Origin of the sequence: Levilactobacillus sp. LN180102 (assembly GCF_050106635.1) — a bacterium.
Lineage (GTDB): Bacteria > Bacillota > Bacilli > Lactobacillales > Lactobacillaceae > Levilactobacillus > Levilactobacillus brevis.
On the sequence record NZ_JBNIIX010000020.1, the window covers coordinates 15,405 to 30,638 of the forward strand.

23 protein-coding genes are annotated in these 15,234 nt (G+C 39.4%); 6 read left to right on the forward strand and 17 right to left on the reverse strand.

What is annotated here, in order from left to right; all coding sequences use genetic code 11:
- Positions 1 to 4: 4 nt before the first annotated feature.
- The 10 genes from ACP4IT_RS10840 to ACP4IT_RS10885 form a co-directional block, all read right to left on the reverse strand.
- Positions 5 to 319: a VRR-NUC domain-containing protein gene (locus ACP4IT_RS10840; protein WP_426855719.1), complete on the reverse strand. Its 315-nt coding sequence runs from the start codon at positions 317 to 319 to the stop codon at positions 5 to 7.
- A 271-nt stretch (positions 320 to 590) separates the two neighbouring features.
- The gene (locus tag ACP4IT_RS10845; protein ID WP_426855677.1) at positions 591 to 2,897 is read right to left on the reverse strand and encodes a phage/plasmid primase, P4 family; all 2,307 of its coding nucleotides are present in this window, start codon (positions 2,895 to 2,897) and stop codon (positions 591 to 593) included.
- Between the two features lie 11 nt (positions 2,898 to 2,908).
- Positions 2,909 to 3,466, reverse strand: coding sequence for a DUF669 domain-containing protein (locus ACP4IT_RS10850; protein ID WP_426855679.1), 558 nt, complete (start codon positions 3,464 to 3,466; stop codon positions 2,909 to 2,911).
- Between the two features lie 19 nt (positions 3,467 to 3,485).
- Positions 3,486 to 4,001: a hypothetical protein gene (locus ACP4IT_RS10855; RefSeq protein WP_426855681.1), complete on the reverse strand. Its 516-nt coding sequence runs from the start codon at positions 3,999 to 4,001 to the stop codon at positions 3,486 to 3,488.
- 5 nt (positions 4,002 to 4,006) lie between these two features.
- Complete coding sequence (locus tag ACP4IT_RS10860) at positions 4,007 to 5,356, reverse strand: DEAD/DEAH box helicase (protein WP_426855721.1); 1,350 nt, start codon at positions 5,354 to 5,356, stop codon at positions 4,007 to 4,009.
- Positions 5,319 to 6,035, reverse strand: a complete 717-nt coding sequence (locus tag ACP4IT_RS10865) for an AAA family ATPase (protein ID WP_426855683.1) — start codon at positions 6,033 to 6,035, stop codon at positions 5,319 to 5,321. The genes ACP4IT_RS10860 and ACP4IT_RS10865 overlap by 38 nt, the downstream gene beginning before the upstream one ends.
- Before the next feature lie 9 nt (positions 6,036 to 6,044).
- Positions 6,045 to 6,530: a siphovirus Gp157 family protein gene (locus ACP4IT_RS10870; protein ID WP_426855684.1), complete on the reverse strand. Its 486-nt coding sequence runs from the start codon at positions 6,528 to 6,530 to the stop codon at positions 6,045 to 6,047.
- 2 nt (positions 6,531 to 6,532) lie between these two features.
- Positions 6,533 to 6,781, reverse strand: a complete 249-nt coding sequence (locus ACP4IT_RS10875) for a hypothetical protein (protein WP_426855686.1) — start codon at positions 6,779 to 6,781, stop codon at positions 6,533 to 6,535.
- A 109-nt stretch (positions 6,782 to 6,890) separates the two neighbouring features.
- Positions 6,891 to 7,049 (reverse strand): hypothetical protein, encoded by a 159-nt coding sequence (locus ACP4IT_RS10880; protein WP_426855687.1) that lies wholly within the window; start codon positions 7,047 to 7,049, stop codon positions 6,891 to 6,893.
- 215 nt (positions 7,050 to 7,264) lie between these two features.
- Entirely contained in the window at positions 7,265 to 7,462 is a 198-nt protein-coding gene (locus ACP4IT_RS10885) for a hypothetical protein (RefSeq protein WP_426855688.1), read from the reverse strand.
- A gap of 259 nt (positions 7,463 to 7,721) precedes the next feature.
- Between ACP4IT_RS10885 and ACP4IT_RS10890 the strand changes: the two genes are divergently transcribed.
- From ACP4IT_RS10890 to ACP4IT_RS10915, 6 genes are all read left to right on the forward strand, one after another.
- Positions 7,722 to 8,048, forward strand: coding sequence for a helix-turn-helix domain-containing protein (locus tag ACP4IT_RS10890; RefSeq protein ID WP_426855690.1), 327 nt, complete (start codon positions 7,722 to 7,724; stop codon positions 8,046 to 8,048).
- Positions 8,049 to 8,054: 6 nt separating this feature from the next.
- Positions 8,055 to 8,477, forward strand: coding sequence for an ImmA/IrrE family metallo-endopeptidase (locus tag ACP4IT_RS10895; RefSeq protein ID WP_235807846.1), 423 nt, complete (start codon positions 8,055 to 8,057; stop codon positions 8,475 to 8,477).
- A 59-nt stretch (positions 8,478 to 8,536) separates the two neighbouring features.
- Positions 8,537 to 9,154 (forward strand): hypothetical protein, encoded by a 618-nt coding sequence (locus tag ACP4IT_RS10900; protein WP_419716882.1) that lies wholly within the window; start codon positions 8,537 to 8,539, stop codon positions 9,152 to 9,154.
- A 23-nt stretch (positions 9,155 to 9,177) separates the two neighbouring features.
- Complete coding sequence (locus tag ACP4IT_RS10905) at positions 9,178 to 9,564, forward strand: transporter (protein ID WP_426855692.1); 387 nt, start codon at positions 9,178 to 9,180, stop codon at positions 9,562 to 9,564.
- Between the two features lie 1,077 nt (positions 9,565 to 10,641).
- The gene (locus ACP4IT_RS10910) at positions 10,642 to 11,442 is read left to right on the forward strand and encodes a ParA family protein (protein ID WP_047021761.1); all 801 of its coding nucleotides are present in this window, start codon (positions 10,642 to 10,644) and stop codon (positions 11,440 to 11,442) included.
- 1 nt (position 11,443) lies between these two features.
- A complete protein-coding gene (locus ACP4IT_RS10915; protein ID WP_020090523.1) occupies positions 11,444 to 11,791 on the forward strand; it encodes a DUF5388 domain-containing protein in 348 nt (115 codons plus the stop codon).
- Positions 11,792 to 11,915: 124 nt separating this feature from the next.
- Here the strand turns inward: ACP4IT_RS10915 and ACP4IT_RS10920 are convergent, their stop codons facing one another.
- From ACP4IT_RS10920 to ACP4IT_RS10950, 7 genes are all read right to left on the reverse strand, one after another.
- Positions 11,916 to 12,500 carry a helix-turn-helix domain-containing protein gene (locus ACP4IT_RS10920; RefSeq protein ID WP_426855695.1) on the reverse strand — a complete coding sequence of 195 codons (585 nt, stop codon included), beginning with the start codon at positions 12,498 to 12,500 and terminating at the stop codon, positions 11,916 to 11,918.
- A 16-nt stretch (positions 12,501 to 12,516) separates the two neighbouring features.
- A complete protein-coding gene (locus ACP4IT_RS10925) occupies positions 12,517 to 12,945 on the reverse strand; it encodes a hypothetical protein (protein ID WP_426855696.1) in 429 nt (142 codons plus the stop codon).
- Positions 12,946 to 13,123: 178 nt separating this feature from the next.
- Positions 13,124 to 13,396, reverse strand: a complete 273-nt coding sequence (locus tag ACP4IT_RS10930; protein WP_426855698.1) for a hypothetical protein — start codon at positions 13,394 to 13,396, stop codon at positions 13,124 to 13,126.
- Entirely contained in the window at positions 13,396 to 14,217 is an 822-nt protein-coding gene (locus ACP4IT_RS10935) for a GH25 family lysozyme (RefSeq protein ID WP_426855699.1), read from the reverse strand. Before ACP4IT_RS10935 ends, ACP4IT_RS10930 begins: the two co-directional genes overlap by 1 nt.
- Positions 14,210 to 14,638 (reverse strand): hypothetical protein, encoded by a 429-nt coding sequence (locus tag ACP4IT_RS10940; protein ID WP_426855701.1) that lies wholly within the window; start codon positions 14,636 to 14,638, stop codon positions 14,210 to 14,212. The genes ACP4IT_RS10935 and ACP4IT_RS10940 overlap by 8 nt, the downstream gene beginning before the upstream one ends.
- A 56-nt stretch (positions 14,639 to 14,694) precedes the next feature.
- Positions 14,695 to 14,868, reverse strand: coding sequence for an XkdX family protein (locus ACP4IT_RS10945; protein WP_259030864.1), 174 nt, complete (start codon positions 14,866 to 14,868; stop codon positions 14,695 to 14,697).
- A 1-nt stretch (position 14,869) separates the two neighbouring features.
- On the reverse strand, positions 14,870 to 15,229 hold the full coding sequence (locus ACP4IT_RS10950) for a hypothetical protein (RefSeq protein WP_426855703.1): 360 nt from the start codon (positions 15,227 to 15,229) through the stop codon (positions 14,870 to 14,872).
- Positions 15,230 to 15,234: the final 5 nt, after the last annotated feature.

Below are 15,234 nucleotides of genomic sequence, written 5' to 3' on the forward strand. Positions count from 1 at the left end.
GCTTCTACTCCTTATCAACAATTGCTAACGCATCTTCAACTGATCGTGCAACGCCATATAGAACTGGGTATTGGTTAATAAACTTTTCAAACTGCTGCTGGTCTTCACGCAACCGTCCACGATCATTCTTACACTCAATCAATATCATCTTTCCATCCGAATGACGGAATCCAGTAATATCAGGCCAGCCTTTAGGAAACAGGGCAATTGTTCGACCATCTTTAGTTTTAACTTTTCCAGCATTACTTCGGCATACGGTTGTGCCACTTTTTGATAACTCTAGTAAAATTTCGTTTTGAATCTCATGTTCTGATTTAATGGTCACACCTCCGATATGACGGATAATATGACGGATAGTTAAATCGCTGTATGCATTGACGCAGTAAGCGTTTAGCCGATTTTTTTGTCATATGACGGATAAATCAAAATAAACTCTTTCTCTTATATATATTTTTTTATTTTTTATATACTACTTTTATACATATATCCGTCATATAAGAATAAAGTAGTAATAATAGTAGTAGTACCAATGGATTGAGAGATTTTTTTATCCGTCATTTATCCGACATGTTTTGAGTTTATCCGTCATGTTACTTGGCCCAATTAAGCCTTGAATCTTGACTAATTTTTAGTCCCAAGTAAAATCTTCCGTTCATTGTCTTTTTCATTTCAAACTTCTGTCGCATTTCCCGACCAAATTTCTGTTTGCTCATAGAGTATTCCGAGTTGTCATTAGCCCATGCTTGATACTTCTTAAATATCTCGCCAGCCGGAGCTCTATAACTGTCACCTGTTTCACAACAATCATTCACAAACAAACTAATGACATCCATTTCCTCACGATATTGCCGACTAGCATTAGTCACACTAGCTGGCGGGTTTAATCCCTCCCTCTGCCACATTAATGCGCCTTCCACAATCCAGTTTAAGATTCCAATTGACTCGCGTTGAAGCTTATACTTTAAGTCCTTGTCAACTTTATCTGTCGGAATTTGAACCTTGAACGGGATCAGCATTAATCGCCGCCAGATACCATCATCTGTGCCTCGTATGATTGGCTTGTGGTTAGTTGCTAGCCACAGCTTAAACTGTGGTTTAAACTCAAATTCCTTACCATACAAATACCTTGCTGTTACTTTGTCTCCACCAGTTAATTGTTTAACTAGACCTTCATCTAATCGAACACCCTCATTCGGTTCACTAGAAGTCACCAAACGTGCACTTTCTAAACGAGCAATATCTGAATTGGCACCGGAACTGCTTTGGCGAACCATGATAGAATCAGCCTGCATTGACTTAGCATAAGTTCCCAAAATATCCGAGATGGTATCTATAAATATGGATTTTCCGTTTCGACCGTTTCCGTAAAGAATGAACATAACTTGTTCTTTGATACTACCAGTGGCAGAATATCCAACAGCCTTTTGAATGTAATGAATTAGTTCTTGGTCATTATCGAAAATCTGATCTAAAAACTCACTCCACTCTGGACAGTCAATGTTGTCGGTATAATCAATGTCAGCCTGCTGGCTAAACATTTTTTTAATGTCATGTTCATATAAGATCCCTGATGACAGATCAACATAGCCATTTGCTGTATTCAGCAGCGTTTTATCTTGATCAAATTCGCCATGTAAAACTGGCACCCGATGTTGAACTTCACTTAGAATAGCTTTTTTTGAACTGTTGCTTCTTGTTTTCTTTAAAAACTTATCCCAAGCTTCTTTGGCTTTTTCAGGGTCTACATCAGCAGACACATGAAGTTTTTCGTTGCGCATGTTATCAACTGTCATATCGACGTATTGCGCTACTTTTCCTTCATTATCTGTCTCCCAATAACCACCGTTGTAGCAATACCAGCATTTATCAATATATGAATATTTAACAAGTTTTCCAAACGTATCCATAAACCGATCTGCATTACCTGTATCGTCCCAACTTCTTGGAGGTGTTTCTGTTTGCTTATCTTCATCCTTAGCGAAGTTAAATTGATATTTACGTAATGGCATACGTTTTGGATCAAATGTCTCATGAGCTTCATTGATAGCCTTATTTAGCAACGCCACACCATAAGTTGTTTTACCGTGTTTTTCATCATACTTCGGCCGAAACAGATTTGAAGACCTGAATATTTGATCCATTTTATTAAAATCGCGACCAGTCCAGAAGGCTAAGTCATTGGCAAACGCTAAATCTGCTTCCGAATGTGAGGGATAAAACCCTTCCCATCCACCGTTCATAAATACCTTGAATCGGTCACCGGTACGAGACATCTCTGCACGTTTAATGACTTCATCAATGTCCAAATCATTAGGCTTTATTGGATTGTGATTATTAATTGTAACCACATTGTCTTCACCAAAATACTTGTGATACATCAGCTTCATGACATCTGTGGTAACGACGTTTACTTCTTTTTGGTACTGCCCAATGGTGTTGCCAGTTAGTGCAAAGAAACGACCAGAATCGTACATTTCTACATTGCCTTTACGCCTGCGAGTGCCAGGAATTTTACCTTTAAAAATCGCATGAATACCCGAACCTGAAATGCTGACTTCCATATATGACTTTGTCATAGTGATAGCTTGGGAAACCGTGTTTTCCTGATAGTCACCAGACCGGAACTTGTCTAATTCATCGCCAATATGATCAATATCAAGGCCGACGTAACCGTTAGCAAAGAAGAAAGCTAATCCATCCATTTGATACGTTTTAAGGGCTTCTAAGGCCGTTTTAAAGTCTACCCATGTACTTGGGTCATTGCTTTTTCCAGCACCACCATTGAGCGCGTTATGAGGTATTTTAGTGTATTTATTGCGCTCTGGTTGCCATATCTTTTGGAACAAGCCCCATTGCTTCAGGGCCCGTAACTCATTAGGTATATTTTCATAATTCACGGTTTATCCTCCTAAAATGGCAAATCATCATCATTAATCTGAGGTGCTGACGTGGTCTGATTGTTAGCAAACGGATTCTCTCCGTTGGATTGTTCCTTCCATGCATGTTGAACCTGTGGGTAATCGCTCTTGTTAAAGTTCCATGGTGCTACTTGGTTCACTTCTCGTTCTTCACCTTGGTAGTTATCTTTAGTTTTCTTGACATATACTTTAGCTGATTTATTAGCCAAAGCATTGACTAAATCCTGAATGCTGTTAATTGGAGTTCCTTCGGGAATCTGAACAGCCTCAAGAATGTATTGGAAGCTGTCTAAGTCGTACTGGTGAGTAGCTTTACGCTTCCAGTTATCCATAAATACGTGTCGGTTGTGATACTTAGCATTTGTTTTAGCAAGCGCTGGGACTGCGTCAAGATCATTACGTACGACCAAATCAATTTGTAGAGATTCAGCACCATTGGGAGTTGCCTTTTCCTGTGCCGATTTGATAATCATTTCGTAAACACCTGTTGGTAATACGGAATAGCCTTGATGTTCGTTCTTTGCGTAGTTCGTTGTAATTAATGACATTAGTTATTTCCTCCGTTTATTAATTAAAATATTTTTGTTCGGCTGTTTTGCGTGCTGCAATTGCTTCTTCTTGAGTTAAGAAAGATCCAAGGAATTTGCGCTTGCCATTGATATTAATTCGGGCTACCCATTTGTTATTTGATTTGTTAAATAAAGTTCCTACGCCTTCATGTCTGTGACTTTCACGAGTAGCAATACTTTTAGGAATTCCTGTTGATTGCCCAGAAGTAATACTGTTTAGGCTTTTTTCTTGAAATTCATTTGTTATTAAATTTTTTACAAGTACTCTTTTATGGTTTTCAGGTACATAATCTATGATTAAGAAATTGCCTATTTTTTTGCCTCGATAGTCTTTTCTAATTGTGCCTTTGCCCCCTTCGCTCCCTCTTTTGACTTGTCCATATTCTTTTTCCCACTTTTTTCTTAGCTTAATTGCTTCTTGCTCTGTGCTTAAATACTTTTCAAAAGCAACACCTTTAGCTTTATTTTGATAATTTGCTATCCAATATTTCCCTCGCTTGCGTACTCCTCTCATTTTTATCACCCCAGCATTCCCATTCTCTTAGCATTCATGTAAGCCCAGCCCGGTTTATAACCGCGAGCTTTAGCTATTTTGTATAAATCTTCTACATTATCGGCGTCATCTGGTTTCATCTTGCCGTACTGATTATTTTTGTAGTCAGTCGTCATTTTAAATTCGCCAACTTTTTCAAGTTCCACATTGTCTTGCGTATCCATACCTTCATTGTCAATTGGTATTTCTTCGCCACATTGTGGGCAGACTTTACATTGTGCCGGAATTACTGCCCAGCAGTGTGGACACGTTTTTATCGGCAAAGCAGATGTGTTGTTGCCTTTCTTCTTAGGTCGACCAGTTAAACTCCACTGCCGAGGCGTATCTGGCAAACCGAAACGCGAATAGTTAGCAACATGGTCGATAATGGTCGCCATTTTTCCCGGCTTATATCGCATACATCGCATGGACTGTTGAATGTCCAAAACCAATGATTCAGTTGGTCTTAGCATGATGACTACCGAGCAATCTGGAACGTTAAATCCTTCGGAAATAAGATCCACGTTGCATAGAACCTTAATCTTTCCTGATTTAAAGTCACTCATTATCGAATCTCGGGTTGTTTTAGGCGTTTTAGCGTCAACATGTGCTGCTGAAATACCGGCATTTTTAAAAGCTTCAGCTGTAGCTTGGCTGTACTCCACATCATGCGCGTAAACAATTGCTTGCTGATCATTAACCTTTGTTTGATAGGTTTTAACAACATCACCAAAAATCGTTTTCCCAATTGCTTCGTCCATTGATTTACTGGTGTAATCACCGGTACTCGATTTTTTTAATTTACTATCATCAACGAGTTTTACTGAGTAATACTGATATGGTGATAGATAATGGTGGGCTATTAACCAGCCAACGTTTTTACCCTCAATCATCGAGTCGTAAATGTCGTCTAATCCTTGTCCATTCATACGCCACGGTGTGGCAGTAAAACCAAGTCTTGGAACACTTGAGAAGTAATCATATATTCTTCGATAAGTTTTAGCTTTACTGTGGTGGGTTTCGTCAGTAATAATTAAATTGGGCTTAGGCAAACGATCTAACCGATTAACAATCTTTCCAACGGTCATGACAGTGGTTTTCATTAAATCAACATTTGCTTCTTGGAAACTTTGGGTAATCTGGTTAACTAGTTCTTGCCGATGAACCATGAAAAGTACATGGCCGCCTTTTTCAACACATAACCTAGCAATCTCGGCAATAATTACTGACTTACCTGAACCCGCCGGGCTAACCAGCAGAACCGATTTTTTCCCATTTGCTAACTCATTCCGTGCTTGATTAACCAGCGTTTTCTGGTACGGATACAGCTCCACCATGTTGATCACCACCAAAACTAAACAATTCATTGATAGGGCAAGCTTGGCGATTATCCAATCTGTTTTTGGCATATATTGAATCATCACCTTGTAGGATCACACCACGATTGCCTGTCTTAGGGTTGACTGTTAAGCGTCCAACAACGTCGCACAGACCTAGCAGACCGTCCATAACACTTGTACGAATCTCAGGCGCATACTGATTGAATTGCTGACCATTTGCTGATGTTATTTGTCGGCTGGTTTCCCAAGCAGTGATTAACACATTGACAGGCAGGGTATAAATTTCTGTCATGATTCGCGAAAAATAGTTTGTCCACTGTGAATAATCTTGTAACTCGTTAGAAATTCCGTTGTGGCTATCACGGCCTTTTTCTACAAACCAGTCTTTCTCAAAACTTGAGATGTTATCAATGATTAAATTGTCAAATCCATTAATTCGTTGTTTAGCTGATTTTAAAAATTCCAGCATATCCTCTTCTGGTTGGCTTCTATCTAATTGATCAATTGTGATGTTGCTTAATCTATCAAGAACCTTAGCTGAATTATCAAGATCTAAAATACGTGTCTTTCCTTTTAAAAACTTAGCTGAACTTGTCTTACCTGTCCCTGGCTTGGCATATAAAATGATTCGCCAGTTTGAAGTTCTATTCAATTCTTTGGCAGTAATTGTTTTCATTTGTTCCTCCTACTTAATTCGAATTGACCGTGTCTGTACTAGCTTGGCGCCAGGAACCTCTTCACCATCATTGAGCGCCTGTTTAATGGCCGTTTTATTCAGTTTCTTTTCTACCTCAGTAAATTCATCAGGAATAAGTTTATCGTCCGTCACAGCAACGCTAGGCTGGTTATTTTGAATCCAAATAGATAAGTCAATATCTTTGATTTTATCCTTGCCTGCTGTTTCCATTCCGTGCTGTAACGCCAATTTCAGCCGACTAATATTGTTGGATAAAATACGTTTTCGGTCTTTGTCGTGGCTTATTTTGTCTGTCAGTTGCTTTTCGTCAGCTACCAACTGGTTAATAACTTTTCCGTAGCCAATTGCTTTGTCAGCGATGCTGTCTTGTAAACTTTCAATTGTGTCAGCGAACAGCTGCTGATCTTCTGGTTTGGCACTATTGGCTAATTCAACGACATGCAATAAGTTGCCCTCAAGTTCGTATAGATTCATGATTATTCCTCCGTTAGTAACTGTTCTAGTCGCTGATTAGTGCGGTCAATCTTAACCGCCAAATACCGCTTATACTTTTCATCAGTGGCGTGTTCCAGACAATTCCGTAAATCCGTTGCCAATGTTTCCAGCGCTTCAACGTGGGCGTTATGCTCTAAGATCGCTTGTTCCTCGTCAGTCTGGTTAATGTGCGTGACCACAGGCGTAGCAAATTTTCGGTCATATTCTGCGGTAGTTCCACCTAAAACCATTGCCAACGCCCACCTTTCTGAGTAGAATTGTCATAGAATAGTTTTGACAAATGTTTCATCTTTTCGAGTTCTGACGGCCAGGTCAGGACTCTTTTTTTGTGCCATAATTTCATTCGCTTTCCTCAATTCCAAAAAAGTTTTTCCAAAATGGTGCCCATCCGCCAGCATGTACCACTGACTTACGTAGCTGATAACCAGCTGAGGCAATCAACACAATTACTGTTAGCCAGAAGGCTAGGAAGCCAACTAGCAGGTAAACTTCGTACATATATAGCCATTCCTTTCAGTGGTAAATGATTATGATATGGCTTATCACCAATTACTTAGTATTGTGAAGCAGACTCGTTAGATAGGAACTATAGGACTCGTTAAGCTTTGAAAGTGTCTCAGACAGGGAGACACTAACTAATTCATTGTCTTTCGAGTCCTTTAGTTCATCTAAAATGTTCTGCATTAATTCAAGAAATCTTACCTGATTCATGCTTAATCCTCCTTAATGTCAAATTCACTAATCATGCTAATGATTAATGCAGTAGCCTTTGGACCTTTTGCTTTTCCGCTAACAACTTGTTGAATCCATTGCGGAGTTTTGCCAAACAGTATTCCAGCCATACGATAAGTAATACTTTTTTCTGCCATATAATTCTTAACAGCCTTACGTCCCGGCTCAGTATCTAACAATAAAAACATCTCCTTTTATAAAGTAATTTATCAAGCAATGTTGACTTATTTTTAGACTTAGTCTAAAATGAGTGCATACGAAATAAGCAATATAAAACCTACTACCAACGCAATCCCTCGCCAAAGTTATTGTTTTGTAGGTGTGTTTTTTGTTGCTTGATTACTTGATGAATTAATAATAAGCCTTAGTCTAAAAATAGTCAACTTTTATTTAGCCTAAGTCTAATTAATTTGTCATTGATTGGGAGAAATTACCGATATGACAACATTAGATAGAATTAAAAAAATTTCAAAAAAACGCGGTTTTAGCTTAGTTCAAGTTAATGATAAAGCTGGTTTGGGAAAAAACACTATATATTCTTGGAAAACTAAAGAACCAAGTATTAATAACCTGAAGGCAGTTGCCCACGTTCTAAACGTATCTGTTGAATATTTACTAGGTAATACTACAGACGAGTCAGTTCCAAGTGAGCCCAAACGGGTAGACCTCGCAGATGATGATTACATCATGACCTATCAGGGCAAGCCCATTCCTGAGGAGGATATGGAGTATATCAAACGTATCCTAAATGGTGGAAAGGACTGATCGTCTTTGAACATTTACATCAAGAGATTAATGCAGTATGCATGGGATAATGGCATTTCTTGTGTTTTAACGGATAAGATGAACGAACACACCCCATCATCCGCTCAGCCCAAAAACAAAATAATTCTCATTAATCTTAACTGGTACAATCAATCGGAAATTATTTTTCAAATGGCTCATGAAATTGGTCACGTAATCAATAATGATGAGGGTGTCTTGTACTATTCAAGCTTCAGTAATAAATCAAGTTATGAACGAAACGCTAATCTTAAAGCACTGGATATCCTTATACCAATTTATTTAGATATTATTGGTGATTACAATAGCGATAGCGTTTTCCCGTTTATGGAAGCCTTCTGCATCCCAAATCGTTTAGAGAACGATGTGTTAAATGCCTTTCGAAATAGCATTTCAAAGCAGGCAAATTAAATCTACGTCCAAACGCTGATCGACGCTAAAAGCTGTACATATTCCAGGGAGGAATTATTTTGAAAAAAATGTTTTTGCTGTCATTGGCAGTCCTAGCACCATTGTCTTTATCCGCATGTTCTGATCAGTCTAGTAGCTCAAGTTCAAAAAGTAGTACAGGGTCAGCAACCTCAAGCAAGGTTGTTAAAAAACCGACTGTTGCTATAACAACATCTACTACCGGTGATCCTAAAAACATAGCCGTTACATCAACTAAGATGTATAAATCAAACGTTTCAGACTCTTCTTGGCAGGGTAACATATTTAAAATAGATGGCATTAAAATGATTACAACTAAGCCATTTAAATACCACGATGATGACGACGGAATTTATAACTCAAAGGGTGTTGCTTTAATCAAATATTCAATAAAGGCTGTCGCTTTTGATATTGATGGTGATACAAACACTTCGAATTTAACCACTAACCTTGGTGGTCAAACTAATATTGATTATATGGACTCTCAAGATACAGACACAGTAAATAAGGGTGTGACTAAAACCGGAATTATGGTATTCCCACTTACCGACAATCCATCTTCAATTAAGTCACTTCGGCTAAAGACTAGTATCGATGCCAGTTCTGTTAAAAACGATAGTTCCAAAGACTATGACTTGCATATCAGCTTATCTAAGTAAAACTATTATTGGAGGAAAATACAGTGAAAAGATTAAAAATTAATACATGGACCGGAATTATAGATATTGTTAACTGCTTCTTATTTGCGATTTCTTGGCTGGTTATTTTTAGCTCAGCATTTAGTGACGCAAGCAATGGTGGTAACTCTACTGACTCAGTAGCAACATTCTTCTATGTTATGGCTTGGATTGGTGTTGTTCTAAACGTAATCGCTCTAGTTCAGTCACGTAAACATGGAATTTCATTAGTTGGATCCGTTCTAGGAATTATTGGAAGCGCACTATTTGGATTTACAGCGGCAATGGCCTTTCCAGCAATAGTTGTTCTAATTGTCGCAGCAGTATTCATCATGTTACAGCACCCAAGTAAAAGCTACGAAGATAAAAACATTCATCCTCAAAATATGTAACCTAGAAAAAAGGCCTCCAGTGTTAAACCGGGAGCCTTTTTTAGTATACCAATTTCTACTTTACATAAGGTGGCTTATCCCAAGTAACCTTGCCTGGTACCGTTGGAACAACACTCTGATATTTTTCTCTTGTGAAAATCTCTGGTAACCAATTGGTATAGCTATTCAATCCCTTAATTACTGGGAAAGGTACTTTGTGAAATTCTCTTGGATTACTCCTAGACCATTCGCTTAAATTCAGTAACTTTCTTTATATTTGACTTGACGGGTTATGGTTTTCCATTCAGTTTAGAGGGAGTGACGTTTTGAGCGCAGAATTGTTCCCTGGAATCAGCTATTTGGAATAACTGAACCAGAGTACAATTCTACTACTAAAAGTTTCCCCTTAGTTCGTCGGTCGTTAACGCCCGTCGCTTGTCTGTACAATTGCGGTATTGCTACCACCACTCATTATAAACCTACGTTTTCGGTTTAACCTACTAAAAAACGCCCTAGTAGGCGTTGGCAATACGTATTTATTTTTGTTCGATCGCCAACTAATCAATGGCACCAAGCCGAAGCTTCGTTTTACCACCCGCGCCGTTAATGGTCGCGCTCACCATTCACCACCCAGCCGTACAGATGACCTTGTTGTGGTATAGCCAGACTTATTGAAGTCGCACTGGCAAACGTGTCCCCTTGGATTTAGACCCCAGCTTGTCCCCTAGGGCTTTAAAAATCGCACCGGCCATGATATAATAATCTATAAATTCAGAAGATTGTTTGGCGCTCACCAACTACAATTGGTGGGTGTTTTTTTGTGTTCTATTTTGACTACGGTTATCATTATATCAGTTATCAAATCTTTGGTCAATTTTTCTTGTGTACAGTACACCGTACACGGTACACTGTATATTGTACACTGTACACCGTGTATTGGGTACTGTGTACTGTACACTTAAATAATTTCATAAAAAAGCCGTCATTCCGCATTCAATGGTTAAGGATTTTTTCCTGTACATTGTGTACTGAGTACGGTACACTGTACACATAACGCAGTACACCGTGTACCGTGTACGAATGGAGGAATTTTAAAAAATGATAATTAGTTGCGCCAATGAAAAGGGTGGTACTGGTAAAACATCTACTACAGCCTTAATCAGTTGGGAATTATCAAATATGGGATATAAAGTGCTTATGGTAGATTGTGACCCTCAAGCAAACCTAACTGATTTAATGATAAAAACAAAAAGCCACGAAAATTCCAACATCACAATTGATCCATCTCTTTTCGCATTACTAATTAACGGAAAAGACTTAAATGACGGCATCATTAACATTAAGAACGGTCTTGACTTAATACCAGCTGCTGCTGATATGAACTTATTCAGTCGGTGGGTTGATAAACAAGACATTGATGAAAAAGCTAAAGTCAGCTATCTTAAAAACTCTTTGTCAAATATATCTAGCAAATTTGACTTCGTGTTTCTTGATGTAAGCCCTACAATGAGTTTAACAAATGATAACGTTTTTATGTGCTGCGACTGGATCGTTGTTATGCTACAAACTCAGCAAAGAGCATTGCTGGGAGCAAAAAGTTTCTTAAGCTATTTACAAACGAATTTAATTGACGAATTTGGAGCAAAAGTAGATGTAGCAGGTATTCTTCCAGTTCTTACAAAAGGGCAATCAATTATTGACAATGCCGTTCTTAAACAGGCCGTAGAAGAATTTGGGGAAGACAATATATTTGAAAATGTCATTACTGCTATGGAAAGAGTAAAGAGATATGACCTTACTGGAATCACTGAAAGCAGTCGTTCTGTTTGGGATAAAGCTACTCACAGCACATATACGGCTGTTGCTACTGAATTAGTATCTAGATTGGAGGCAGAATAATATGGGGGGGCTTTTGAAACACGGTAATGATGATCAGGTAAAAAGTCCTGATAAGAAGGTAAACGTAAATGTATCATCAATTTCTAGAAAGCAAGCAGGTTTTGGCGAAGATAGTGCGGAAAAAATTCCTACCTTCGATGTAAACATGCGAGTTGATAATCATACCAGAAACGCCGTTTTGGCTTTGTCTAAAGCAACAGCTGATAAGCGCTCAGCTAGTGAAATGGTTTCTTTGATGATTGAAAGTTATCTTGAATCACTAACTCCCCAAACACGTGATACTTACGATGAATTGGTATCGATGATGGAAACAAAGGATAAGCTTGACTATAAACTAAAAAGTAAATAATCACGTGCTCTCAGACAACACGTTCACCTTTTAGACGTAGACTTGTCCGCTTAAATAAAGCAGAATGCACACAAAAAATCCCCCTACTCCTCACGGTAGAGGGCTTTGCTTATCTGGCATAGAATCACTTTCCCTTCACTAAGCTGTCGCCAATTTCAGAAAGATAATGTGCATCACTGTCAGATAGTCCCATCCACTCAACGTTGATCAGTGGACGGGCTTCTTCATCCTGACGATCAGGGTAAAATTCACCATCTTCTTCGTGGTAAAAGCTGCTCATAGCATAGGACAAGTCCCTCAGAACGTCATCACATATAACTTTATCATTCGCCACGTTATTGACGGCAAAGCGCACTGTATCACCACTTGGTAAGTCAAGTTCTGCAACTACGGCCTCATCACCATCTCCCATATCTTCAACCGTGATAAGCGCGGTGGCACCGGCTTGTGACAGTGTCTGAATCAGCAGCAGCTTAATCTCGCTAGTAGTCATATCATTTTTCATCTCCATTTTGATAAGGTCATCAAGCACTTTCCCGGGTGTTGTATGCAAGACTTCAGCAATGGCGAAAAGAACTCGTGGGTTGATATCATCTGCTTCTCTGGTACTTGATCGCTGCAATGTTGTTGTCGCAATCTTAGTAGCACGGCTAATTTTATTTCGCGTAATTCCTTGGCTTGCTAAATAAGTGTCTAATAATTTTTTCATACTTTTTTCCTCCTGATTAAGCGACTAGGATGCTCTTAGCAACCCATGCCTTGTGATGATCGACGTAGCCATTTTCATGTGGATTTTTAGTATCAAAACTGATCTGAACGGCATTTTCAGTTTCTTTGATAGTCTCAAATTTTATGGTAAAGAAAAGAATATCATCAGCGCTGGCGCTACCGAAATCTTTTTTGATGGCCCATGCAGGCACACCGGCAACTGATTCGGGAGTGAATGCCTTACGTGCCTCGTCTGTGGCATGTAAAATATTACCCTCTTTTTTACATTTGTAAACAAACTTAAGTGCGATACTCATAGCAATCTGATAATCACCAACCATAGTGACAATAAGCTTAGCTACATTATGTGCGGAAACCATTGTCGTGCGACGCTTGAAACTAAGACGCTTTGCTTTTTTAGTTGCCTTTTCTTCTTTACTCATCATTTTAAAAACTTCCTTTCTGTTTCTTTCTATGCTCTTAATATACACGATTCGTGTATTAAAGTCAACACGTTTCGTGCATTATTTTAAAAAATTGTACGCAAAAAAAGCCACCCACCTCGTAATGAGATGAGTGGCTTTTTGGTTGTGTCAACTTTGAAGGATTAACTTAATCCTAGCACTATTTATTTTTCAATTCACGTACATCGCCTTCAACTTTGTCTAAGCGTTCGTTGATAACTTTGTGCTCACTTCTGCTAGCGATAAAATCTTGACGCAGCGTATTTTGCGAATCAAACAGACGCTCAATCCGCTGGCTACTATCCTTCATACTTTGAGCAATGTCTTGCAGCCGATCCGTAAAAGGCTTCATGACAACCATCAAAGCCGCATAGATACCCGCGACTACAGCCAAAGCCAAGGTGATTAATTCGATCCAACGATCAAAGGTCATTACTTACCACCCGACTTTCTGACCAACTTTACATAGTCCTTATTAGCAGAGATATACCCAACGTCAGTCTTAATCCGGTACACCTTACCGTACTTGACGGCCTTACCGTAGATGGTACTTCCCTTGGAGAAGTGAATACGGCGCTTATTAGCCTTGTCTAGGGCTGGCTTACCATACACGTTAACCTCACTGGTAATCACTTCATACAAGCCATTATCAGCCCAGTATGAGGCTTTCTTAGCAGCCTTTTTAGATGTTTTCTTACCTGAAAGTTTACCGTCGAAGTCATAACTGCAATCTACGCCGTGCCAGTTGTCAGTATATTGCCAAGCGTTGGCATTATTAACTCCCGGTTGACTGACACCATAGGCTGCTACCCAGATTGCTTTATCAACTAACTGGGAACGATTAATCCGTCCAGCATTGAACCAGCTACCTGAACCATACGTAATCACATTCTTGTACCCGTGACTAATCAGATACCGAAGGAATACGTTAACCTGGCTGGTTGTGGAATAGGGTAAGTCGGGTGCTTCAACGTCAATGGCTAATACTGTTGACTGATCTAATCCCATCTTCTTCACCCAAGCCAGAAAGTATTGAGCTTCAGCTGTTCCCCGACCATGGAAGAAATGGTAAACCCCAACGGTATTGAATGTTTTGAAACCATTAGCAATCTGGGTACCAGCCTTGGGACTGAGATAACCAGTCCCTTCTGTTAGCTTGACCATAATCCCATCAGCGCCCCAACCTTTGAGTTGCTTCATGTAAGCCAAAGAATCAGATTGGTACGATGACAGGTCAACAATTTTCTTAGTCATTGTCATCAGTCCCTTCTGATGGGGTAATGACCTCCGTTGGTGCTGGTACAGAGATTGGGGCATGATTATCCCCACCTGATACCTTGTAAGCTTGGTAAGCCTTCTCAACCAGCCCTGAAATAGTCTGGACGTCTAAATCAAAGCCATTGGCTGTTAATTGCGCGTTGACGAAGCGGATTGCTTCCTGCTTCCGGTCAGATAAGGATAAGCCAGCCATGATTGCCATTTCTGGAACAATCGTATTCGCCAAGTTTAATCCCACTTCTAAGCCTTGCTTAACATGAGTGTTCTTTTCAGTCTGTACCTTGTGAGTTAAGAGTGGCTTTACCAACTTGTACACAGCGGGAATTAACACTAGTAAGAAGGCAAATACCCCAGCATTATTAAGCCAATTGAACACATCTGTAATTTCTTTGAACATAATACTCCTCCAATTTTGAGTAAATTAAAAGCACTGACTAACTGGCTGAGTAGAAGCTAGTTAGTGGTGCTTGTTGTCGTTGCTTGAGTTGTTGGTGCTACATAATCATCACCGGTGATAGCCTTGTAATCTTCAGCGGTAATCCCATCTGGTAATCCCACGACTGTTGCTAACGTTTCCTTGGTAATTGTCTTCCAATCCTGAAATGCCCACGTATAAATTTGAACCATATTATTTCGTCCCCTTTGCTGATTGACTGAGTGCAAGTGCTGTAATTGATTGCTGTAACTGGTTGATACTCGTTGCTGATACCGTTTGCTGTTGTGCTAAGGTAGTGGCTGAGTTAACCGCTTGCTGACTAGTCTCCAACACGCTGGAATACTTGTTATTCAACTCTTCAAGGGATAAGTCTGGCAAGTTACCCGGATTGAGTACCACCTTTTTATCAGTGTCGTACCGGAATTTGTCTGAATGCTGGGCAAACTGGGTAATCCATGAATCGAGAATGAAAACCTTCGTGTACCCGTCTGCTTCCGTATTCTGGTACCCCGTGATGAAACCTTCTGTATCGTATGTGATGTAGATAAACATTTAAT

Excerpts from the sequence above, each read along its gene's own strand:
- ACP4IT_RS10850 (WP_426855679.1), bottom strand. The coding sequence starts at position 3,466 with ATGTCATTAATTACAACGAACTACGCAAAGAACGAACATCAAGGCTAT.
- ACP4IT_RS10855 (WP_426855681.1), bottom strand. The coding sequence starts at position 4,001 with ATGAGAGGAGTACGCAAGCGAGGGAAATATTGGATAGCAAATTATCAA.
- ACP4IT_RS10860 (WP_426855721.1), bottom strand. The coding sequence starts at position 5,356 with ATGGTGGAGCTGTATCCGTACCAGAAAACGCTGGTTAATCAAGCACGG.
- ACP4IT_RS10865 (WP_426855683.1), bottom strand. The coding sequence starts at position 6,035 with ATGAAAACAATTACTGCCAAAGAATTGAATAGAACTTCAAACTGGCGA.
- ACP4IT_RS10870 (WP_426855684.1), bottom strand. The coding sequence starts at position 6,530 with ATGAATCTATACGAACTTGAGGGCAACTTATTGCATGTCGTTGAATTA.
- ACP4IT_RS10875 (WP_426855686.1), bottom strand. The coding sequence starts at position 6,781 with ATGGTTTTAGGTGGAACTACCGCAGAATATGACCGAAAATTTGCTACG.
- ACP4IT_RS10880 (WP_426855687.1), bottom strand. The coding sequence starts at position 7,049 with ATGTACGAAGTTTACCTGCTAGTTGGCTTCCTAGCCTTCTGGCTAACA.
- ACP4IT_RS10890 (WP_426855690.1), top strand. The coding sequence starts at position 7,722 with ATGACAACATTAGATAGAATTAAAAAAATTTCAAAAAAACGCGGTTTT.
- ACP4IT_RS10910 (WP_047021761.1), top strand. The coding sequence starts at position 10,642 with ATGATAATTAGTTGCGCCAATGAAAAGGGTGGTACTGGTAAAACATCT.
- ACP4IT_RS10915 (WP_020090523.1), top strand. The coding sequence starts at position 11,444 with ATGGGGGGGCTTTTGAAACACGGTAATGATGATCAGGTAAAAAGTCCT.
- ACP4IT_RS10920 (WP_426855695.1), bottom strand. The coding sequence starts at position 12,500 with ATGAAAAAATTATTAGACACTTATTTAGCAAGCCAAGGAATTACGCGA.
- ACP4IT_RS10925 (WP_426855696.1), bottom strand. The coding sequence starts at position 12,945 with ATGATGAGTAAAGAAGAAAAGGCAACTAAAAAAGCAAAGCGTCTTAGT.
- ACP4IT_RS10930 (WP_426855698.1), bottom strand. The coding sequence starts at position 13,396 with ATGACCTTTGATCGTTGGATCGAATTAATCACCTTGGCTTTGGCTGTA.
- ACP4IT_RS10935 (WP_426855699.1), bottom strand. The coding sequence starts at position 14,217 with ATGACTAAGAAAATTGTTGACCTGTCATCGTACCAATCTGATTCTTTG.
- ACP4IT_RS10940 (WP_426855701.1), bottom strand. The coding sequence starts at position 14,638 with ATGTTCAAAGAAATTACAGATGTGTTCAATTGGCTTAATAATGCTGGG.
- ACP4IT_RS10945 (WP_259030864.1), bottom strand. The coding sequence starts at position 14,868 with ATGGTTCAAATTTATACGTGGGCATTTCAGGATTGGAAGACAATTACC.
- ACP4IT_RS10950 (WP_426855703.1), bottom strand. The coding sequence starts at position 15,229 with ATGTTTATCTACATCACATACGATACAGAAGGTTTCATCACGGGGTAC.